The 21,604-nt window shown below is 39.0% G+C and carries 18 protein-coding genes; 13 read left to right on the top strand and 5 right to left on the bottom strand.

Annotation, left to right across the window (positions count from 1 at the left end):
- Positions 1-94 precede the first annotated feature (94 nt).
- The 3 genes from MTF66_RS11570 to MTF66_RS11560 are packed head-to-tail and all read left to right on the top strand — an operon-like array spanning position 95 to position 3,160.
- Complete coding sequence (locus tag MTF66_RS11570; RefSeq protein ID WP_138569588.1) at positions 95-1,489, top strand: RimK family protein; 1,395 nt, start codon at positions 95-97, stop codon at positions 1,487-1,489.
- The gene (locus tag MTF66_RS11565; protein ID WP_138569589.1) at positions 1,489-2,634 is read left to right on the top strand and encodes a GNAT family N-acetyltransferase/peptidase C39 family protein; all 1,146 of its coding nucleotides are present in this window, start codon (positions 1,489-1,491) and stop codon (positions 2,632-2,634) included. Before MTF66_RS11570 ends, MTF66_RS11565 begins: the two co-directional genes overlap by 1 nt.
- 13 nt (positions 2,635-2,647) lie before the next feature.
- The gene (locus MTF66_RS11560) at positions 2,648-3,160 is read left to right on the top strand and encodes an MgtC/SapB family protein (protein WP_008110519.1); all 513 of its coding nucleotides are present in this window, start codon (positions 2,648-2,650) and stop codon (positions 3,158-3,160) included.
- A gap of 13 nt (positions 3,161-3,173) precedes the next feature.
- Here the strand turns inward: MTF66_RS11560 and MTF66_RS11555 are convergent, their stop codons facing one another.
- Positions 3,174-4,403, bottom strand: a complete 1,230-nt coding sequence (locus tag MTF66_RS11555; RefSeq protein ID WP_138569590.1) for an EAL domain-containing protein — start codon at positions 4,401-4,403, stop codon at positions 3,174-3,176.
- A gap of 129 nt (positions 4,404-4,532) precedes the next feature.
- Positions 4,533-5,543, bottom strand: a complete 1,011-nt coding sequence (locus MTF66_RS11550; RefSeq protein WP_021033106.1) for a GlxA family transcriptional regulator — start codon at positions 5,541-5,543, stop codon at positions 4,533-4,535.
- Positions 5,544-5,671: 128 nt separating this feature from the next.
- Between MTF66_RS11550 and MTF66_RS11545 the strand changes: the two genes are divergently transcribed.
- A complete protein-coding gene (locus MTF66_RS11545) occupies positions 5,672-7,579 on the top strand; it encodes a beta-ketoacyl synthase (RefSeq protein ID WP_138569592.1) in 1,908 nt (635 codons plus the stop codon).
- Positions 7,580-8,036: 457 nt separating this feature from the next.
- Positions 8,037-9,851: a DNRLRE domain-containing protein gene (locus tag MTF66_RS11540; protein ID WP_138621093.1), complete on the top strand. Its 1,815-nt coding sequence runs from the start codon at positions 8,037-8,039 to the stop codon at positions 9,849-9,851.
- A 117-nt stretch (positions 9,852-9,968) separates the two neighbouring features.
- On the opposite strand, the gene MTF66_RS11535 is transcribed toward MTF66_RS11540, so the two are convergent.
- Entirely contained in the window at positions 9,969-11,153 is a 1,185-nt protein-coding gene (locus MTF66_RS11535; RefSeq protein ID WP_138621095.1) for a DUF1624 domain-containing protein, read from the bottom strand.
- A 202-nt stretch (positions 11,154-11,355) separates the two neighbouring features.
- On the opposite strand from MTF66_RS11535, the gene MTF66_RS11530 reads away from it, so the two are divergent.
- A complete protein-coding gene (locus tag MTF66_RS11530; RefSeq protein ID WP_138621097.1) occupies positions 11,356-11,730 on the top strand; it encodes a hypothetical protein in 375 nt (124 codons plus the stop codon).
- On the opposite strand, the gene fghA is transcribed toward MTF66_RS11530, so the two are convergent.
- Both fghA and MTF66_RS11520 read right to left on the bottom strand, forming a co-directional pair.
- Positions 11,684-12,526, bottom strand: a complete 843-nt coding sequence (gene fghA, locus MTF66_RS11525) for an S-formylglutathione hydrolase (protein ID WP_248527283.1) — start codon at positions 12,524-12,526, stop codon at positions 11,684-11,686. The two genes, MTF66_RS11530 and fghA, sit on opposite strands and share 47 nt — an antisense overlap.
- A 58-nt stretch (positions 12,527-12,584) precedes the next feature.
- Positions 12,585-13,706, bottom strand: a complete 1,122-nt coding sequence (locus MTF66_RS11520; RefSeq protein ID WP_109874696.1) for an S-(hydroxymethyl)glutathione dehydrogenase/class III alcohol dehydrogenase — start codon at positions 13,704-13,706, stop codon at positions 12,585-12,587.
- 130 nt (positions 13,707-13,836) lie between these two features.
- Here MTF66_RS11520 and MTF66_RS11515 point away from each other — a divergent pair, with 130 nt between their 5' ends.
- The 7 genes from MTF66_RS11515 (at position 13,837) to MTF66_RS38595 (ending at position 21,604) form a co-directional block, all read left to right on the top strand.
- Positions 13,837-14,709 carry a LysR family transcriptional regulator gene (locus MTF66_RS11515; RefSeq protein WP_171043244.1) on the top strand — a complete coding sequence of 291 codons (873 nt, stop codon included), beginning with the start codon at positions 13,837-13,839 and terminating at the stop codon, positions 14,707-14,709.
- 136 nt (positions 14,710-14,845) lie between these two features.
- A complete protein-coding gene (locus tag MTF66_RS11510; protein ID WP_138569599.1) occupies positions 14,846-16,063 on the top strand; it encodes a lipoprotein-releasing ABC transporter permease subunit in 1,218 nt (405 codons plus the stop codon).
- A complete protein-coding gene (gene lolD, locus MTF66_RS11505) occupies positions 16,056-16,754 on the top strand; it encodes a lipoprotein-releasing ABC transporter ATP-binding protein LolD (RefSeq protein ID WP_010389881.1) in 699 nt (232 codons plus the stop codon). The genes MTF66_RS11510 and lolD overlap by 8 nt, the downstream gene beginning before the upstream one ends.
- Positions 16,744-17,988 (top strand): lipoprotein-releasing ABC transporter permease subunit, encoded by a 1,245-nt coding sequence (locus MTF66_RS11500; protein WP_138621103.1) that lies wholly within the window; start codon positions 16,744-16,746, stop codon positions 17,986-17,988. Before lolD ends, MTF66_RS11500 begins: the two co-directional genes overlap by 11 nt.
- A gap of 98 nt (positions 17,989-18,086) precedes the next feature.
- Positions 18,087-18,560, top strand: coding sequence for a DUF1456 family protein (locus MTF66_RS11495; protein WP_138621105.1), 474 nt, complete (start codon positions 18,087-18,089; stop codon positions 18,558-18,560).
- Between the two features lie 403 nt (positions 18,561-18,963).
- Positions 18,964-20,316, top strand: a complete 1,353-nt coding sequence (gene gdhA / locus MTF66_RS11490; RefSeq protein WP_138621107.1) for an NADP-specific glutamate dehydrogenase — start codon at positions 18,964-18,966, stop codon at positions 20,314-20,316.
- A gap of 181 nt (positions 20,317-20,497) precedes the next feature.
- Positions 20,498-21,604, top strand: coding sequence for a GGDEF domain-containing protein (locus tag MTF66_RS38595; RefSeq protein ID WP_138621109.1), 1,107 nt, complete (start codon positions 20,498-20,500; stop codon positions 21,602-21,604).

Raw genomic sequence — 21,604 nt, 5'->3', positions numbered from 1 at the left:
GCACTTAGTCCGATGGGTGTTTCTATTTGCTGTTTAACTACCTGAGCTAACTAGCCAAGGTATTATTTATATTTTGACTTAACTAGGAAAAGTCGTGTTTAAAACCTTAATTGTGGTTGATAACAACGAGCAAGCACTTGCTCTTTCATTTGAAAATGTCATTACGTTTAACACCTACTTGCGTGACTACCCAAAACGCAACGAACCTAAAACCCGCATTATTAATTTATGCGACTCAAGCCAATACTTGAGTAAGGGTTATTATTGTTCATTGCTTGCAGAAGCCCGCAAACACCAAGTATTACCAAGCGTTAAAACAATAAACGCGCTTAGAAGTGGACAAGCACCTATTTTAAATACTGGGCATATTGATGGCGCAGTTTATTTTGGTAATGCTCTTAACGAATTACAAAGTAAAGCGGCTAAATCGATATTTAAACAATACCCAGCGCCTATTTTATTTGTCGATCAGCAAGGTTTATTGCAACAAGGCTCTTTAACCTCATTAAGTGAGCAACAATATGCTGCGTTTATTGAAAAGCTCAATGAGTTTACCCAAACGCAATGGCGTATTGGTAAAGTAGAGCGCCGTTTTCGTTGGGATATGGCGATATTGGTTGATCATAACGAAAAAGTACCGCCAAGCGATAAAGATGCAATTACACGTTTTATAAAAGCAGCAGCGAAACATGGTATTAACGCAAAAGCACTTAGCTTTGAGGAAATAGATAATATTGCCCAATTTGATGCGTTGTTTATTCGTCAAACAACAGCGATTGATCACCCAACCTACCGCCTTGCAAGTAAAGCGCAAAGCCTTGGTTTAGTGGTGATTGACGATGCGGAGTCTATTTTACGGTGCTGTAATAAAGTGTACTTACATGATGCATTTAATTATCAAAAAGTACCGAGCTTAAAAACCGTGGTGGTGGCAGATCAATCAAAAGACACAATTGAGCAACTAGAAGCGTCGTTTACTTATCCGCTGGTATTAAAAATGCCAGAAGGGTCGTTTTCAAAAGGCGTTTATAAAGTTGCTAATCGTGATGAATTAGAAGCTAAGCTTAGTGAATTATTTGCACTGAGTGCGCTGGTATTGGCACAAGAATACATGTACACCGAATACGATTGGCGCGTAGGGGTACTTAATGGTCGTGCTATTTATGCATGTCGTTATTTAATGGCGCGTAACCATTGGCAAATATACAACCATGACGCAAAACGGTTTTTTTCCGGTGGCTTTGAAACTCTACCAACCTTTGAGTTACCAAAAGCTGTGTTAGACGCTGCTTTAAAGGCCTGCAAAACAGTGGGTAAAGGTTTATACGGTGTAGATGTTAAAGAGCACCAAGGTCGTGCGTATGTATTGGAAGTAAACGACAACCCGAGCATTGATCACAAAGTAGAAGATGGTTACTTAGGTGACGAGCTATACATGATCATAATGGATGAGTTTAAACAGCGGTTAGAAGCACGAGGCCGCGGCTAATGCCTATTGCTTTGGCTGAAAAAGTAACAGTGACGACCAAGCTAGTTATTCGCCCTGCAATAACCACTGACTTAAAGGCGTTGGTGGCGCTTGAAAATACTTGCTTTAGTAACGATAAGCTAAGTGCGCGTAGTTTAAAGCGCTGGCTTGGGGTTAAACATGGGATTTTATTAGTTGCTGAGCAAAATGCGCAACTATGTGGCTATGGCTTAGTGTGGTGCCATAAAGGCACGCGTTTAGCGCGTTTGTATTCGTTAGCCGTATTACCAACAATGCAGGGCAAGGGCATAGCCAAAAAATTACTCAATGAACTTGAAAAAGCGACCAGTGAGCGTGGACGTATTTATTTGCGCCTAGAAGTTGCAGTAAATAACGACAGCGCCATTGGGCTTTATAAAAGTGTGGGGTATCGCGTATTTGGTCAATACAGTGATTATTATGACGATCACAGTGATGCCTTACGCATGCAAAAAAATATTCGCCAAACCAGTGAGTTGCAGGTTGAGCGTTTAACGCCATGGTATCAGCAAACCACCGAGTTTACCTGTGGTCCTGCTGCGTTATTAATGGCAATGGCTGCTCTTGACTCAAACACAGAGCTGAGTCAGTCACATGAATTAGCTTTGTGGCGTGAAGGTACCACTATTTTTATGACCTCTGGGCATGGCGGTTGTCACCCATTTGGCTTGGCACTGGCTGCAAATAAACGCGGTTTTACAAGTGAGGTAATTGTTAATACATCTGAACCATTATTTTTAGATGGGGTTCGCAGTGATAACAAAAAATCAGTATTGGCCACGGTTCATAAACAGTTTGTTGAGGGTATTGCAGCGGCAAATATTTCAGTTACACAAAAAGATGTTGAATTAACTGACATAGAAAACTGGTTGAGTCAGGGGTTTAGTGTGTTGCTGTTAATTAGTACGTATCGGTTTGATGGTAAAAAATCACCGCACTGGGTGTGTGTAACCCATTTAGATGCACATTGTGTTTACGTACATGACCCATTTTGCCAGCCTGGAAAAGATAACCAGCTAGCAATAGATTGTCAGTACGTACCAATTGCACGTAGCGACTTTAGTAAAATGTCGGCATTTGGTAGCCAAAGGCTCAGAACGGCAGTTGCTATTGGTAAAGTAAAATAGATTAGGATATTAAGTGACATTTTTAGATTTTATCGATGTAGCGCCATACTCATGGGCAGCTATTGGCACCGCCGCTTTTTGTGGCGCTATTATTGGTATAGAGCGTCAATTGCGCGGTAAACCTGTGGGTATTCGCACATCAGCATTAATAACGTTAGGCACATATTTGTTTTTATCTACGGCGTTTAATTTACAAGGGGATGTGATTGATCATTCTCGTGTAGTGGGGCAAATAATCACGGGTATTGGTTTTTTAGGCGCAGGCGTTATGCTAGCAAAAGATGGTGCAGTGGTAGGGGTTACCTCCGCGGCCACTATTTGGGTGCTTGCGTCTATTGGGGTGATGATCGCAACCGAAAACTTAGGTGCTGCAATTAAGCTTTCTATATTGGTGGTTGGTATTTTATATGGTGTTGATGTGCTCGAAGCTAAGTTTAAAAGCCTCAGCAAAGGGGTGCACGCTAAAGTAAAAAGTTATCACAAACGTTATTATCGAAAAGACAGTATAGATAGCGAACGCCACTAAATAGTGGCGTTTTTCATGCTGGTAGAGTTGCGTTTAGCAAACTAAGTGCATCGTTAATTGCTGTGGGGCGGCCAATAAAATAACCTTGCACACTATCTACATTGAGCTTTCTTAACGAGTTGAGTTCTTCTTCAGTTTCAATTCCTTCGGCAACGATGGTGCAGTCGATTGCTTTTGCAAACCCACACAGTGCTTTTGCTAGCAAAAACTTACGATCATCAGTGTTTATATTTTGTGTGAGGCTGATATCTAATTTAATAATATCGGCTTCAAGCTCTAAAATGTGCTGAAATGACGAAAAGCCTGCGCCTACATCATCAATAGCTAAGCGAAGGCCTTTGTTTCTGAGAGGCCTAAGTGCAGTTCGCATTTTTTCGTAGTCGGAAATTGGCGAATGCTCAGTAATTTCTAATACTAGCCTAGTGCAGTCAATGTTTTGTAATGTATTTTTAAGTGCACCGCTTAGGATATGCGATGGTGAGCAATTAATAGCAATGTAAGTTGAATTATTAAATTTGGCTATGTTGGTGACTGCATTTTTAATGGCTAGCATTTCTAATGCTTCATTTAAGCCAACCTTTTTTGCTTCTTTAAACCATACATCAGGAGTTTTATAAGGTGTAGTAAAAAATCGAGCAAGTGATTCAAAACCTGCAACTTTATTATTTTTTAAACTAAAAATAGGTTGAAAGTAGATACTAATATCATTATCGCTAATAATTTGCTCAATAGCTGACTTGGCGTGATTACGCGATATACTTTTTGATAAGTTTTTTTCAATTAAGCCAGTCGCTATTTCCGAAATAATATTTAAAAACGATAAATCGCGATCGTTCAAGCTTTCATCATGGTGTGATTTATAACAACAAAAAGTACCGTATAATTTACCGTTTGACAGGTTGATAGGAACACCTATATAAGCGCCTATACCTAACTTTTCGGTTACGGGCATAGCCTTGGTTATTGGGTTTGCGTAGGTATTAGTAATAATAGGACTAAGCTTGTCATCGGTGATTTTTTGACAATACGTTTCATTAATCGGATCGGCATTACCCACTTTAACAATTTGGTTTTCAGAGGGATTATCGACCACTTTAAAAACCCGCTCATCGTTAATAAATTCAGATATAAAAGCAACATCCATATCTAAATGTTTGCGAACTAACGCGAGTAAGTCAGCTAGTTTAGCCTCAATGGATGCGTTGCTTTGTTGATCGACAAGCAGATTGGTAAGTTTATCCATCAGCTATCTCCCTGTATTAATTTCACCACACTTCATGCGTAATACTATAATTTATATATATAAAAAAATCTAATCAAGGCTATATCAATCTTTGCTAACCATCAAAAGTGAACACGGTTTAGTTAAAACTTAACCAAATAATTTTCGTCGCACGACTTTACGGTATTCGCTGGGTGTTTGGCGTAATACTTTTTTAAATACTCGGGTTAAATGCCCTTGGTCATTATAGCCAACCTCTAAAGCAACTTCCTGAATCGATAAATTAGAAGATGCCAATAAATCTTTGGCGCCTTCTACTCGTAATTGTTGCCAATATTCGATTGGACTTTGGTTAGTGGCACTTCTGAAGCGACGGGTAAAGGTGCGATAACTTAGACTAAATTGAGCCGCAACCTCCTGTAAGTTGAGCTCACTGGCTAGATTGGTTTTTAACCAAAACTGTATTTGTGCAATCAGCTCATCTGGGTGTCTATCTACTGCTCCCTCTAAGTAACGTTGATCTTCATAGGGTTTACGAATTTCATGGGAAAAGTTGCGCTCCACATGTTGTGCCGCTTCTTTACCATAATATTGACTAATAATATGTACGATAACATCAGCAAGTGCATTTAAACTGGCTACGGTATACATACGTTCTGACTGGGTGATAAAAAAATCAGGTTTTAAACTTACATTAGGGTAGTCATGCTTAAACTGTTTAGCATAATGCCAATGGGTAGTAGCGGGATGTCCGTCAAGTAAACTAGCCTCTGCAACAAAACAATTACCTGTGCCTACTCCAATTATATGACTTCCTACGGTAAAGCTCTCGATCAGCCAAGTGACTAATTGTTGATTAGCGCGTATCACCGGGCGAGGGTTACGCCAAATACCAGGCACAATAACTAAATCGCAATAAGGTGAGTTTTCGCTAGTACAATCAGGAATAATCGATAGTCCAGTTCGCGTCTTAATGGCATCACTATTTTTAGCCACTAAATGAATAGCCAGAGGTTTAAAGTTATTTTTATCACTATGGCCTTTAGCAAAAGCCTCACCCGCACGCAGCATCTCAATCGGTAATGTGAGACTGGTTACCAACAAATGCTCAAACACTGCGATACCAATATTTATGGGGGGAGTTAATGGGTTGTTGCTCATTGTGAATGCTCCGACCAGTTGTTTTTGGCCTTTTATGCCGCTTATTTGGCTATTAAAGCACAAAGACGTCTCTATAATCCAATTAAACTAATGTCATATTCTTATAACACGCATTTTAAAGGTAAATTATGACTGCATTACCCGTTATTGTAGGCATGGGAGGCATTAATGCCGCTGGCCGTACTTCTTTTCATCAAGGTTATCGTCGTATCGTGTTAGATAGCTTAGCGGCGCAAGCTCGCCAAGAAACGTTTTTAGGCCTTGCCACATTAATGAACTTAGTGACTACAGTAAACGGCCAACTTGAAGACAGCCAAGGTAATCATGTTGAGCAAAGCGACATTGAAGCACGCTTTGGTGAGCAAATTATTGCTGGTACATTAATTCGAAAAATTGAAAAAGAACATTTTGATGTTGATGCCACACCTTGGCAGCAAAAAATGACTTTAACGGCTTCAGATGATAGTTCAATTGTGTTTGAAACACGTCGTCGTGACTTACCATCGCCTTTACCAAGCAACTGGCAAATAGATGAGCTTGATAATAAAAAAGTAAAAGTCACGATTGCTGCTGAGCTAGATGTAAAACATGACTCAACCCGTGATAACCCGATTAAGTCGGCTGGGCAATTTCCAACCGGGTTTGATCCTGCCATTATGTATAACAGCCGCTACCAGCCGCGCGGTTTACAAGCGACCATATTTGCTGCCACCGATGCAATAAAATCAACAGGACTTGATTGGCAACATATTATGAATAGCGTAGAGCCAGATAAAATTGGTACCTATTCAGCATCGGTTATTGGTCAAATGGATGATAAAGGCTTAGGTGGATTAGTTAAAGCGCGTCAGCAGGGCGATCGTGTTAGTACTAAACAGTTAGCGCTGGGTTTAAATACGATGTCGACCGATTTTATTAACGCCTATGTTACTGGGAATGTGGGGACGACTTTTTCAACTTCAGGCGCATGTGCCACATTTTTATATAACTTGCGCGCTGCCGTTAACGATATTCAAGCTGGTCGTACCCGTGTTGCAGTGGTTGCAAGTGTTGAATGTGCGATTACTCCAGAAGTGGTTGAAGGTTTTGGTAATATGAGTGCGCTGGCCAATATTGAAGGTTTGCGCCGTTTAGATAATTTAAGCAATGATGATGAGCCTGACTACCGTAAAAGTAGTCGTCCATTTGGTGAGAACTGCGGTTTTACCTTAGGTGAGGGGGCTCAGGTTGCTATATTAATGGATGATGCACTGGCTCTGGAACTCGGTGCAGATATTATGGGCAGTGTGCCGGATGTATTTGTGAATGCCGATGGAGTTAAAAAGTCAATTACCTCACCTGGGCCTGGCAACTACATCACCATGGCGAAATCAGCAGCACTTGCTACTAGCTTGTTAGGTAAAGAGGCACTGCAACAACGTAGCTTTATTTTAGCGCACGGCTCAAGTACGCCACAAAATCGTGTTACTGAATCTTTAATTTATCATAAAGTAGCGCAAACATTTGCTATTGATAACTGGAAAGTGACTGCGCCTAAAGCCTATGTAGGCCATACTATTGCGCCTGCTAGTGGCGATCAGCTTGCCATTGCGTTAGGTGTATTTAGTCATAATATTATGCCAGGTATTACCACCATTGATAAAGTAGCCGACGATGTTTACAGCGAACATTTAGATATTCGTAATAGCCACTACGATTGTGGTGATATGGATATTGCGTTTATTAACTCAAAAGGCTTTGGTGGAAATAATGCAACAGCGACTGTACTGAGCGCAAAAGTAACCATGCAAATGCTTGCTAAACGCCATGGTGATGCACTGATGAACAGCTATGTTGAAAAACATAGCCAAGTAAAAGATGCACAGCATACTTACCAAACGCAAGCCGATTTAGGTCAATACTCGCTAATTTACCGTTTTGGTGATGGCTTGATTGATGAAAATGAGATTGTTTTAGATGAGCACAGCATTACACTGCCAGGCTTTGAAAAAGCAATTACATTTAGTACAACAAATTCCTATCAAGATATGTTCTAAGCACACATACTTGTTAGCAAGGCGCTTTTATAGCGCCTTTTTTAATGTTTGATTTATGACTAAATCAGTACATTTTATTTAAAGAACTTTCAAAAGTTAAGTGCAGTAAATCTCCAGTTTGGTGATGTCTAACTATCTAAATTGTAGCTCAGATCTCACGAGTTAGTATGTTGTAATCTTGTTCATATTCCAGTTAAAGAAATAATAGCTCATCACTTAAATATTAAAAATCATATCCTTTGTAGTTGCTCAGAGATACTAACTCTTGTGAATTACTAAATAATTAAATCTGTAGAAAAATTGAAAATACCAGCTTTGCTTCGTATCATTATTATTAACTAGTAAAAGTTTGGTTGATTAGGGTTTAAGTATTACCTTTTTGTCCTCATCAGATATTTATAATTTTATTATTTGGTAAAACTTGTTTTCTGCTTAAGCAATTAGTTAAGGATAGAAAATGAAATTCACATTATTACATCGCAGGTTTCCCCTACAAATAAAACTCACTTTTTATGCTTTATTATTCGCAGCTAAATCAAGTTTTGCTTCTGTTATTTTATTTGATGATGAGCCTAGAAATGGGGCTAAGTTATGGGCAACCTCATCTAGTGAATCGACTTTAACCCAAATTGGTGAGCCAGTAGTTGATGGAGAAAGAGCTATATCAATGCAGGCACACTATTGGACTCAATCAGGATTACGCATTGCTCAAGTACCTCCTTTTAAAAATTCAATTCTTGAGGCAAAAATATACAGAAAATCAGGAAATAAGGGCTCTTTAATGTTCCGTCGCGGTAACGATTCATTAAAAATAAATCTTGACGAAACCAATAACGAATTTTGGACATTGGATGGTATGCCCGGCCATAATAACTTTTCAGACGATACATGGCACACGATTAGAATAAATCTAAATGGCTTTAATCTTGATGAAAATGAAAAAGTTCTAGCTATTGGTATTCAAGGCCCTCTTGGAACAGGTATATTTTATATGGACTCGGTTTCCTTTATCGAGGGAGAGCCAGATAATGATATTTCTCCGCCGTTAGCTGGTAATTGGGAGCTGACTTTTGAAGATAACTTTAATTCAACTTTATTAAACCCTAACAATTGGCATGTTGGAAAGCAATATTTAGGAATGAGTGGTATCGCAGGTAATGCTGGGCGAGAAACTATTCGCATTGAAAATGAAATGTTGCAGCTTGAATCAGTAAAAAACACATTAAATCAAGGAACCAAACGTTACTTTTATAAAGCCGCTGAGGTAAGTACTTTTCGTAAATTTAGACAAAAATATGGTTACTTTGAAGCTAAAATTAAGTATGACTCAGTACATGGTGCTTGGCCTGCATTTTGGTTACTACCTGACAAAGGTATTTATGGTAATAATACTTATAGGAGGCAGTCATTATTAAAATTTAATCTTGATGATGTATCTACTACTATTTCTTCTGCATTCTTAAGACTTAAAATCTCTGAAGCAAACACTCAAAGCAGCATAGCTGTGCATAAAACACTTTCCACAGATTGGACCCAAGATACTGTAACTTGGAATACTAAACCGCAGATTGATCCTTTATGGTTTAGTCATAGCTATGGAGAGGTTACGGGAAACATAATTGAAGTGGATGTTACCAGTTATATAAGAGAGCAAAAAAGCTCTGGTAAAGAGGCTAGCTTTGCATTGATTGACAATTATATGCGTAGCCAGCTTATAAAAATTTTTAGTAGTGAATCGAATAATATTTCTGATAGGCCTGCTTTAATTGTAAATGAAGAAAGTTTATCCCCGACTGAAGATGCTTTTGTGCGAGGAGGTAATTATGCAGATACTAATTTTGGTCAAGAGCCACTTCTATTAATTAAAGATACTTGGGGAGATACCTCACCTACCTTCGATAAGGGAATGGAGTTTGATATTATGGAGAGTTTAGGTATTTGGGGGGAAGACATCAGTATCTCTGCTCTGCATTGGGATGGTTACGGTAGTCAACATAAGTCAATAAGTTCTGGCGAGCTTTATCATAATTATTCCCCTGATGGTTTTCATGTATATGGCATGCATTGGGAGCCTGGTTTTGTCGGTATGTATATAGATGGTGAAAAAGTTTGGGAGCACTATGACGACAGAGTTGGAAGTTTACCTTCTTACATTATTTTATCGTTACAAGTAGGTGGTTGGGATGGTAATGAAAATAATATTAGTGATGATTTTAAAGCTAATATGCTTGTAGACTATGTAAGAGTTTGGAGTGAAGCGCAATATGATTAATCGCTTTAACTTTGTAGTTGGTGATGTTTATTTTGATAAGGATTAAAATATTAGCATTTAACCATAATTAGCTCAAACGTGTTCTCCCCACAATAAAGTTGTGGGGAGAAAGTAAGGTTAAATATACTTAGCAATTAAACTGTGTTTATTTTTTTGCTTCCATGCTAAATAATAATTGGCAAGAACGGCTGTTAGGCCAATTACGACTGCAATAAATATCAGTGTTGCAACATAGCTCATACCGTATCCAGTTGGTAAACCCACCAGTGTTTCGCCATAAGTCAAATCAGAAAAACTAAAGCCTAAAACAGGGATAAGTAACCAACTTATTGCATGCAGTAAATACAAGTGGGCTAAGTACGAGAACATACTGGTTTTACCCAATACTTGTAAAAACTTTGGCGAAAAATCACTTTTTAGCTTGCTCAATAGTTTAAGCATAATTAGGCCTATACCAACGGTTAACAACATAAACTGCAGGGAAAGTGGGTATTTGGTCGGGTTTAAGAATGACATTATAGTGAGTAAATAAGAGTCACTAATCGTAAATATTGATGCGTCACCATAAAGATTAAAGCCACGCAAAAGCGTATATAAAACTAGGCAGCTTACACCCAAAATTAAGCCATAATCCATAACTCGGTTACTGTATTGCTTGGCTTTATAAAAAACACCTGCACAATAGGCTAACGCCATTAACCCAACAATAGGTGCTACGGGGTAGGTGGTTCTAATTTTAAAGTTAAAAGGAAGTTCGAGTACATTTTTTTGATGTAAAACAGACCATATCGTATTTGCGATTGTATTTGGCTCAAAGTTGACGGCATCAAATAAGTTGTGGCCAAATACTAAAATTAAGCCCATGGCAAAAATCGCATACAGACCGATTAAACGTAAAAGCCCCAGAATAATAAATCCCCAACCTATAGCCCAAATAACCTGAGCGTATAACATTGGAAACAGTGGATTAAAGCTCCAAGACCACGACACAATAGTAAATTCAAATAATATAAGGACTAGTCCACGTATAATTAAACTTTTTGAAAAAGCTTGCGTGGAAGTGTATTTATGCTCGGTTATTGCAGCTGAAAGGCCCGCTAAAAATACAAATAATGGCGCACAAAAGTGCGATATAAAACGAGTGAAAAAAGTAAGCGCATCTGTTCCTGGTATGCTCATGGGATCGGTCACTGAATAATTTAGACAATAATACATGCCGTGATCAATCACCATAAATATAATAATAAGACCTCTGAGTAAGTCTATATGGTGTAAACGATTTTGAGATAAAGGTAATGACATAAATATGCTTTGGTATGGATGAAAAAACGAGTTTAATTATATGTTATATTATATCATTTTGCGAGAGTGATAATAAAATACTTTAGTATAAATTATGTTGTAAACAATTTTCACTTACTAACAGATTTTTACAGTTTTACTTTTTTAATGGAGTTACTCTATTAACTAAATAGTTAAAGTTGAAGCTACTAAAGGGTTAAACATGAAAAAAATATTTTTTTTATCACTATTGCTGATGCTTAATGGCTGTACATTTTTTGGCGTTATGTTGGATGGACAAGCAGCCTCAAATGCACAAGAAAATCAGCGGATGAAAAATCCAGCTCGGTCTACTCCTTATGAAAATCCATTTGAGCCAGTTCCCGTTGATAAGGACGGGTTTTCTTTTGCTGAGCTAGGTTTCAAAATAGACTCTGCAGTATTTAGTTTAGTAAAAGGAGATGACGGTGTGATTAGAAAATGCAGGCAGGTCACAAAAAATCTTAAAGAATGTGTAGAAGTAGATAAATCTACTCTACACAGTAATGAATCTAAGCAGTTAAAAACTGATGATGAAATAATAAGTGTTGGTCTATAAAACTACTAATGAAATAGTAACTATGGTCGTAACCAGCTTGCATTTCGAGTGTTAACGGATAGCCTTTCTGTGTAGCTACAGTTACTAACTTTTGTGGCTTAAGTTGCTCATCTAAAAAGTTATCTGCATCACCTTGGCTAACCAACATAGGTAAATAATCAGCTTGTTTGGCTTGTTGCATTAATTCGCAGCTATCATATTCTGCCCAGACTGATTTATCAGTACCTAAGTAGCCAGTAAAGGCTTTAGCACCCCAAGGACAATCTATCGGGTTTACAATTGGGCTAAATGCTGTAGCGCTGGTATAAGCTTTAGGATTTTTAAGGGCAATTATTAATGCGCCGTGGCCACCCATAGAATGCCCAGAAATTGCTTTTTTAGTTGTTACTGGAAAATGTTGCTCTATTAATGCAGGTAGTTCCTTCACCACATAATCGTACATATTAAAATGAGTATTGTAAGGTGCCTGCGTTGCATTGACGTAAAACCCTGCACCTTGGGCAAAATCGTAGCTATCTTCGTTAGGAACGTTTTCACCACGCGGACTGGTATCAGGTGCGACAATAGCGATGCCTAGCTCTGCCGCTTTTTTAAACGCGCCTGCTTTTTGCATAAAGTTTTCATCGGTACAGGTTAATCCTGATAACCAATAAAGTACTGGTACTTTATTTTTTTCACTGGCGCCTGGTGGTAAAAATACCGCAAAACGCATGCTGCAATGGGTGCTTGAGGAAGTATGGCTATACTGCTTATGCCAGCCAGCAGCCACTTTTGCTGTTGAGATATTTTCTAACATAACAATCCTTAAAAGCCGTTACTTAATAGCAACGGCTGGTAATGGTGATTAAAAGAAATTAGTAATGAATAACAGTACGAATACTCTTACCTTCGTGCATTAAATCAAAGGCATCGTTAATTTCTTCAAGGCTCATGGTATGGGTAATAAAATCATTAAGAGCGAATTCACCCGCCATGTAACGCTCTACAATTTCAGGAAGTTGCGAACGACCTTTAACGCCTCCAAATGCGCTACCACGCCATACACGTCCAGTAACAAGTTGGAACGGGCGAGTTGAAATTTCTTGGCCAGCACCAGCTACACCAATAATTACAGATTCTCCCCAGCCTTTATGACAACACTCAAGGGCAGAGCGCATTACATCAACGTTACCAATACATTCAAATGAGTAGTCAACACCGCCGTCGGTCATCTCTACAATCACTTCTTGAATTGGCTTGTCGAAGTCTTTTGGATTAATTAAGTCGGTTGCACCGAGTTTAGTCGCAAGATCAAACTTAGAGGTGTTAATATCAATACCAATAATACGGCTTGCACCAGCCATTTTTGCGCCAATAATGGCCGACAAACCAATGCCACCTAGACCAAAAATTGCCACCGTATCGCCCGCTGTTACTTTTGCCGTATTTGTTACAGCGCCCATACCGGTAGTGACACCACAGCCCAATAAGCAAATTTCTTCTAAAGAGGCTTCTTTATTTACTTTAGCTAGCGAGATTTCAGGAAGTACTGTGTATTCAGAAAAGGTCGACGTCCCCATATAGTGATAAATTGGTTGGCCGTCTTTGAAAAATCGCGTTGTGCCATCTGGCATTAAGCCTTTGCCTTGTGTTTCGCGTACAGCAGAGCACAAGTTGGTTTTACCTGAAGTACACATTTTGCATTCACCACATTCTGCGGTGTATAGAGGAATAACGTGATCGCCAACTTCTACACTTGTAACGCCTTCGCCCACAGCGTAAACCACCCCGGCACCTTCATGGCCTAAAATAGCGGGGAAAATGCCTTCTGGATCTTCACCTGATAAAGTAAAAGCATCTGTATGGCATACACCTGTGGCAGTAATTTTTACCATCACTTCGCCTTTTTTAGGCATCATCACGTCAACTTCTTCAACGCTTAAAGGCTGATTAGGGCCCCAGGCAATCGCTGCTTTTGATTTTATAAATTCAGACATGTGTATATCCTTTGTAGTGGTTTGAATATCAATTGTAGACCCAAACTGTTTGGGTGATGTGCCTATTGTATTTATTTCTATAACAATGATAATCTCTAAATTAATAAAACACTTTTACAGTTTGGTAATAATAATGCGTTGGGAAGGAATTGATGAGTTTATTGCTGTTGGCGAAGAGGGAAGTTTCACTCAAGCTGCACAGACGTTGGGTCTATCGGTTGCCCATATTAGCCGCCATGTTACTAAGCTTGAGCAACGGTTAAATACCCAACTTTTAACGCGTACGACCCGAAAGGTGGTATTAACCAAAGAAGGTGAGCAGTTTTTACACCAAGTAAAACATTTACAACACGCTATGGATGAAGCCACTCAGGGGCTCGCGTCTGTGCAAACATCCCCTAAAGGTAAAATTAAATTAACCGCACCGGTTATGTATGGTGAAAGTTTTATTATGCCGATAGTGCATTCGTTTATGCATGATCACCCCGAGGTAGAAGTAATCGCAACGCTCTCTAACGAGCAAGAAAACTTGCTGGAGGGCGGCTTTGATTTAGCCATTCGATTAGGCCATTTAAAAGATTCGAGTTTAAAAGCGCGACGCTTGAGCTCTCGGCGATTTATTATGTGTGCTGCACCAAGCTATTTAGCGCGTTTTGGCGAACCCCATACGTTAGGTGAACTTAACCAGCATCAATGCTTAATTGGTAACAGCAGTTATTGGCGAGTAAATGAAAACGGTCGTGACAAACATATTAAAGTAGCAGGGAGGTTGCATTGCAATAGCGGTTGGGCACTGGTTGACGGCGCTAAAAAAGGGTTGGGTATTGTTCAGTTGCCGGATTACTACATAGAGAATGAGATAAAAAAAGGGCAGTTAGTACCAATATTAACAGCTTATCAACCTCAGCAAGAGGGTGTGTGGGGGCTCTATCCTCCTCGGCAATTTGTTGCTACTAATGTACGGGTATTACTTGATTATCTAGTAACAGGATTAAAAGTTTAGCTTGGCTTAGTGATTTGCTTATAATATAGCCAAGTATAAGATTTATAAATTATTTCTTACATTTATGGTGATATTCAATTGCGCTGAGTTCGTGCTACTATAAAGCCACACTTTTAGCATTAATGTTTTAATTAATATGTTTCAACCTGTTAGCCTGTTTATCGGACTTAGATATAGTCGCTCTTCCAAAGGCAATGCGTTTATTTCGTTTATTTCTTTTTTTTCTATTGCAGGTATAGCGATTGGTTTAATGGCGCTCTTTACAGTAAGTAGTGTCATGAACGGTTTTGAAAGCAGCCTGAAAACGAATATGCTCGGACTCATTCCACACGTTGAAGTGCAGGCAAAACAACACTCTAAAGCGCAAATGAATACTCTTAAAGCCGATCTTGAGCAATCACCGTATGTTGATCATGTTAGTTTATACCGCCATGGTGAAGCTATACTACAAACAAATAAAGACCTGCATGGTGTGCTGCTGCAAGGGCTCTATGATAATGATGGCTCGCTTTATAAAATCACTGACAAAGTAGTGCAGGGGAATTGGCAAAGTGTATTAAATAATAATTATCACATTGCTATTAGCCGTTATCTAAGCCGTAAACTCGGCGTTAGCTTGGGCGATAAACTGCGCGTTATTATGCCCAATGCGTCAACTTATACACCCCTTGGTCGTGTTCCTAGCCAGCGTTTATTCAAAATTGCTGCTATTTACGAAACTGGTTCAGAAATTGACATGGGATTGGCATTTACCAGTGGTGTGTCATTGCAACGAGTATTAAAGCAAAGTAGCTCTACACCCCCTAATTTAAGTGTGTCACTGCATGAGCCATTTGCACTTGATGAATTTATTCAAGACAGCCAACTTATTCTGAAGAATTTTAAATACACCGATTGGCGTAGTAGCCAAGGCACTTTATTTGCCGCTGTGGCGATGGAGAAACGCATTATGTCTATGTTATTGGGCTTAATCGTGCTGGTGGCGGTGTTCAATATTGTGTCGGCGCTCACCATGATGGTGAGTGAAAAACAAAGCGAAGTTGCGATACTGCAAACACTAGGGCTAACGCCAAGCCAAGTACAAACGGTATTTATGGTTCAAGGTTTGTATAACGGTGTGATTGGTACGGCAGTAGGTGCCTCTTTAGGTATTTTATTTAGCTTATATATTAATGAACTGCTGGCGTTGGTTGGCTTAAATTTATTATCGGGGATTTCACTGCCGGTCAAATTTGATGCGCTTAGCTTAAGTGTGATTGCGCTTTTAAGCTTAGCAATGAGCTTTTTAGCGACTTTATATCCTGCGCGCCAGGCCGCTAAAGTAAACCCAGCCGAGGTATTACGTTATGAATGATTTAGTAATTAGTTGTGAACAAATAAGTAAAGTGTACCAAGACGGGCAAAACCAAGTTGAGGTATTAAAAGGGGTTGATTTAGCCCTAACCCAAGGTGAAATGCTAGCTATTGTAGGCAGCTCAGGTTCAGGTAAAAGTACCTTATTACATATTTTGGGTACCTTAGATACCGCCAGTTCTGGCAGTGCAAAAATCAAAAACCAAGATGTGGCTAAACTTTCTCGCAGCCAACAAGCCGCATTTAGAAATCAAAACTTAGGGTTTATTTATCAATTTCATCATTTATTAATGGAATTTAGTGCGGTTGAAAATGTTGCTATGCCACTGTTAATAAAAGGCTTGAGTGCCAAAGAAGCAAATGTAAAAGCACTCGATATGCTTGATAAAGTTGGGCTTGCGCACAGAAGTAGCCATAAACCGTCGGCACTTTCTGGTGGCGAACGCCAACGTGTTGCCATAGCGCGTGCTTTAGTGACTGAGCCTGCACTGGTTCTTGCAGATGAGCCAACGGGTAATTTAGATAAGCAAAACGCGATTAAAATTTACGATTTAATTAATCAGCTAAATAAAAGTTTAAACACCAGTTTTGTGGTGGTGACTCATGATTTAGAACTTGCCGACAAGTTGGGTAAAATAGCGTATTTAGATGATGGTAAATTATCAATAAAAGAGTCAAACCATGTTGCTTAGTGCCTTTATAAGTAAACGTTTCAGAGCCTATTCAGGCCATAAAGATGAAAAAAACGCGTTTGTTAGTTTTATTGCTAAGGCATCTACTATTGGTATTTTACTTGGTGTTGCCGTTTTAATTGTGGCGTTATCGGTGATCAATGGTTTTGAACAACAATTGGTTCATCGTTTATTAAGTGTAGTGCCACAAGTTGAATATGTAGCACCAAGTAGGCCGATTGCTGATTGGCCCAACAAAGTCGAAAAATTAAAACAGCAACCACAAGTAACAGGAGCAGCCCCATTTATAGCAGTAAATGGTATGGCGCAATTTAAAAGCCAATTAAAAGCAGTTGAAATACGTGGTGTTGAGCCTTCGCTAGAGAGTGACGTATCAGCGGTTAACCAATTTACACAAGGTAAATTAGTCAGTCAGCTAGCACTTGAGGATGTTATTTTAGGCAAGCAAATTGTCACTCAACTTAATATATCAATAGGCGACAATGTCACTTTATTGATCCCCCAAATTAGTGAAAAAGGGCAATCATTACTTGCGCCAAAACGGGTCACATTGACACTCGCAGGCGTTATAGAAATGGGCGGGCCTATTGATAGCAGTGCCGCGTTTATTCACCTTAGCAAAGCACAACAAACCTTAGGCTACGATCAAAGCCAAGTAACCGGCTTACGTTTACGAGTTGATGATGTGTTTGCAGCGCACCAAATAGCGCTGAGAGTAGGGCAAACAGTCACTGATTATGTGTATATATCGAGTTGGTTTAGAACCCAAGGCAGCTTGTATCAAGACATTCAAATGGTGCGTACAATTGTTTATATTGTGGTGTTTTTGATTATTGCAGTCGCCAGTTTTAACATTGTTTCGTCTTTAGTGATGGAAGTGCGCGAAAAAGAAGGCAATATTGCCATTTTAAAAACCATGGGTGCCAAAGACAGTACTATATTGGCTACTTTTGTAATGCAAGGCTTAACTCAAGCATTTGTTGGCGTAGTTTTAGGCTCTATTATTGGAGTCATTCTAGCAATCAATATTAGTGAGCTCTTTACTTGGCTGAGTTTATTGCTGGGTGAAAATCCGCTAGAAGGTGTGTATTTTATCGAATTCTTACCGAGTAAATTAGTTTGGCAAGATATAGTGTTAACTGTTATTGCCACCTTTGTGCTTGCAATATTGGCGACGCTGTATCCAGCATGGCAAGCAACACGTGTTGATCCGGCAAAAGTATTGGGTAATTAAACACAGTATTTAATAGGGCGCTACGTGTAACTCTGATAAACTGCGCCGCTATTAAACAGCTTTTGTTTGCTGAGCACTTATTTTACCTGGGATTTACTTTGACAAATAACGATATTTTACGCCGTATTCGCTACACCTTTGATTTAACCGATTCAGCAATGGTTGACGTGTTCGCCGCTGCAGAGCAGAGCGTCAGCACAGAGCAGGTGATTGCATGGTTAACTAAAGAGGGCGAGCAGGGTTACACCCCAATAAGTGACACTGAATTTGCGGTATTTTTAAATGGCTTTATAAATACTAAGCGCGGTAAACGTGACGGTGAGCAGCCAATCCCAGAGACTAAATTAAACAATAATATTATTTTTATGAAATTACGTATTGCTTTAAATATGAAAGCAGAAGACGTGATTGCCACACTATCCTTAGTTGATTTTGATTTAAGTAAGCATGAACTTAGTGCATTTTCACGTAAAGTTGAAAACAAACATTACCGTGTGTGTAACGATCAAGTTTTACGTTTATTTTTAACCGGTGTGCAGCGTACTTTTCGCCCAGATGGCGAAAAAGCTTAATGCATTTTATGGAGGTTGGTTAACAACCTCCATTTAAACCTCTTAAACGAACTCACTAAAACCTACGTTATTATCAGTCTTACCCCTTCTACAACTTCAGTCTCATAAAGCATTTTATATTGTTGCGCTCGTAAAAACGTAGAGTCGTATTTTGTTTTACTATTTTTTTAATACTTTTAACGTGTTATTCATTAAAACTGGCGTCTTTAGCATACAAATTCTTTATTAATGGGTTTTTATACAAAAGAAACAACAATTTAATTCAACATCAAACACGTGCATCCCGTTTATTTATGATGTTAAAGTGTAAAAATAATGATCGCATAATCAATTTCTCCACTAACAATAACGTTGATCATTTTTCCTGTTTCGAATTAAAAAATACCCACATGGAAGAATAAATATGAATTATATACACAGAACAATTGCGCAATTAAAGCAGACGAGTCCTGCGCAATGTGAGTTTTATCAGGCAGTAGAAGAAGTGCTAGACTCGCTAGAGCCTGTATTTGCGCAAACCAGTCATTACCAACAACAAGCAATTATTCAAAGAATGGTAGAGCCAGAGCGTCAGTTAATGTTTCGCGTGCCTTGGGTTGATGACGAGGGCAATATTCAAGTTAATAAAGGCTACCGTATCGAATTTAATTCGGCGCTTGGCCCTTACAAAGGCGGCTTACGTTTTCATCCAAGTGTAAATGCCAGCATCATAAAATTTTTAGGCTTTGAACAAATTTTTAAAAATGCACTGACTGGTTTGCCTATAGGCGGCGGCAAAGGAGGCGCTAATTTTGATCCTAAAGGACGCTCTGATGGCGAGATAATGCGTTTTTGCCAATCGTTTATGACCGAGTTATATCGTCATATTGGTCCTACAACCGATGTACCTGCAGGGGATATTGGCGTAGGGGCGAGAGAAATTGGTTATATGTTTGGCCAATACAAACGCTTAACAGGGCGCTATGAAGGCGTACTAACCGGTAAAAGTTTACTTTGGGGTGGATCGCTTGCTCGCAAAGAAGCAACGGGTTATGGCGCAGTGTATTTTGCTAACTATATGCTTGAAGATCGTGATGACAGCTTATCAGGAAAACGCTGTTTAATTTCAGGCTCAGGCAATGTGGCAATTTATGCCATGGAAAAATTATATCAACTAGGGGCTACGCCTATTGCCTGTAGTGACTCAAAAGGCGCTTTGTACGATGAGAGTGGCATTGACTTAAAACTTATTAAGCAATTAAAAGAGCACTCACGAGGATGCTTAAGTGACTACCTAGATACTCATCCTCATGCCAAGTATACGCCTCGCGATGAGTACCCTCAGGATGGTCATGCTGTATGGCGTTACAGTGCGGATGCGGCTTTTCCTTGTGCTACACAAAATGAATTAACCCAAGCGGATGCAAAAGCACTACTTGAAAATGGCTGTACTTTAGTCAGTGAAGGAGCAAATATGCCTTCAACCAAAGAAGCGATTGATTGCTTTATTGAAGCAAAAATTGCTTATGGACCTGGCAAAGCAGCAAATGCAGGTGGGGTGGCAACGAGCCAATTAGAAATGGCACAAAATGCCAGTATGCAAAGCTGGACATTTGAGCAAGTAGATGAAAAGTTAAAGCAAATAATGAAAGATATTTTCACTACAGCTAACGATACCGCAAAAGAATTTAATCAACCCGGTAACTTGTTACTTGGTGCAAATATTGCTGGATTTAGACGTGTAGCAGATGCAATGATTGAACAGGGCGTTGTATAGCGACGCCTCGGCTATTTATTAGTGAACCCAATAATTTTTATCTATATCTTGAGTAGGCATTGTTCAGGATATAGCAAAAGTAATGTATAATATTATTTAATAAGGTAAATTTAACTCGCTAATTAATAACAATAAACTATAGTGTGGATAAGGATAAGTGAGCTTATTAAGGAGAGTGCCGGTGCGTCTTATTCCCGCAATTTTTTATTTTTCAAGTGCAACAGAGCACAACTTCCAAAATCAACTCAATAAAAGCTCAATGCGTCTTGCTGATGCATCACTCTATCTAGTAACACTGTTTTTATTGTCTTTTATTTTTATGTCTTGGCTTAATCAACAAGAGCCTGCCAATTCAACCATAACAATTTTGCGCGTAACTATGGTGTTGTTATCGATAGTCCTCATTATTGTAAATAGAACATTAAGTTCAGAGTACTTGCATTCGCGCTTTTTCAGTTATGCGGTTTTATTTTGTTTTTTATTTAGTTATTTCTTTTGGGAATATGTGCAACGCTATAGTGAATTAAAAGAGGGTGGACCTATGCTTGTCGCTGCTGCATTTATAGCCATACCGATGCTGCACTTAGGACATAAACTGGTTTTATGGTCAATAATTGGCATTGCCCTGATATTTATTGAGCTTTTTTCTTCTACTTCGATTGCGTGGACACTTTATTTTTATTTCAGCATAGTTATTGTACTGGCCATAGTGCAATATCAACTAGATACCCTATTAAGAAAGCAATATAAAGCGGAATTATTTGAAACTGAAAAAGCCAATACCGATCAATTAACAGGTATGCATAATCGGCATAGTTTTGATAAACGCTGTAAAGCATTAATTAACAAGTTAGCGCCATCACAATATTTAGGGTTAGCCATGATTGATGTCGACTATTTTAAAAATTATAACGATAACTACGGCCACTTAGAGGGAGATAACGTATTAATAGCAGTCGCAAACCGACTAAAACATTGTGACGCTGATATTGTGGTGCGTTTTGGTGGTGAAGAATTTATATTGGTAAAAACATTACAGGCGAATGAGTTAGATTGGTTGAGTGACTTACCTAAACGCTTTGCAAACGATCCGATTGCGCATCAGTATTCACCCTTTAACCGTATTACTGTCTCTGCTGGTATTGCAATTGATAAATACACTACATATAGACCTTCAATTAAATCATTGTTGGCAACAGCTGATGTAGGGGTTTATAAAGCTAAAAATGCAGGACGAAATATAAGTATTACTGACTTTGTTGTTCCTAAACAACCTGAAATTGAGTAA

The organism is Pseudoalteromonas sp. 2CM39R (genome assembly GCF_023161845.1).
Note: the sequence above shows the minus strand (reverse complement) of the source record. Positions and strands in the feature narration are given on the sequence as shown.

Bases quoted from the DNA above. Each gene is read 5' to 3' on its own strand.
- MTF66_RS11520 (WP_109874696.1), bottom strand. From the start codon at position 13,706: ATGTCTGAATTTATAAAATCAAAAGCAGCGATTGCCTGGGGCCCTAAT.
- MTF66_RS11550 (WP_021033106.1), bottom strand. From the start codon at position 5,543: ATGAGCAACAACCCATTAACTCCCCCCATAAATATTGGTATCGCAGTG.
- MTF66_RS11545 (WP_138569592.1), top strand. From the start codon at position 5,672: ATGACTGCATTACCCGTTATTGTAGGCATGGGAGGCATTAATGCCGCT.
- MTF66_RS11565 (WP_138569589.1), top strand. From the start codon at position 1,489: ATGCCTATTGCTTTGGCTGAAAAAGTAACAGTGACGACCAAGCTAGTT.
- MTF66_RS11500 (WP_138621103.1), top strand. From the start codon at position 16,744: ATGTTGCTTAGTGCCTTTATAAGTAAACGTTTCAGAGCCTATTCAGGC.
- MTF66_RS11530 (WP_138621097.1), top strand. From the start codon at position 11,356: ATGAAAAAAATATTTTTTTTATCACTATTGCTGATGCTTAATGGCTGT.
- MTF66_RS11555 (WP_138569590.1), bottom strand. From the start codon at position 4,403: ATGGATAAACTTACCAATCTGCTTGTCGATCAACAAAGCAACGCATCC.
- MTF66_RS11510 (WP_138569599.1), top strand. From the start codon at position 14,846: ATGTTTCAACCTGTTAGCCTGTTTATCGGACTTAGATATAGTCGCTCT.
- MTF66_RS11540 (WP_138621093.1), top strand. From the start codon at position 8,037: ATGAAATTCACATTATTACATCGCAGGTTTCCCCTACAAATAAAACTC.
- lolD (WP_010389881.1), top strand. From the start codon at position 16,056: ATGAATGATTTAGTAATTAGTTGTGAACAAATAAGTAAAGTGTACCAA.
- MTF66_RS11535 (WP_138621095.1), bottom strand. From the start codon at position 11,153: ATGTCATTACCTTTATCTCAAAATCGTTTACACCATATAGACTTACTC.
- fghA (WP_248527283.1), bottom strand. From the start codon at position 12,526: ATGTTAGAAAATATCTCAACAGCAAAAGTGGCTGCTGGCTGGCATAAG.
- gdhA (WP_138621107.1), top strand. From the start codon at position 18,964: ATGAATTATATACACAGAACAATTGCGCAATTAAAGCAGACGAGTCCT.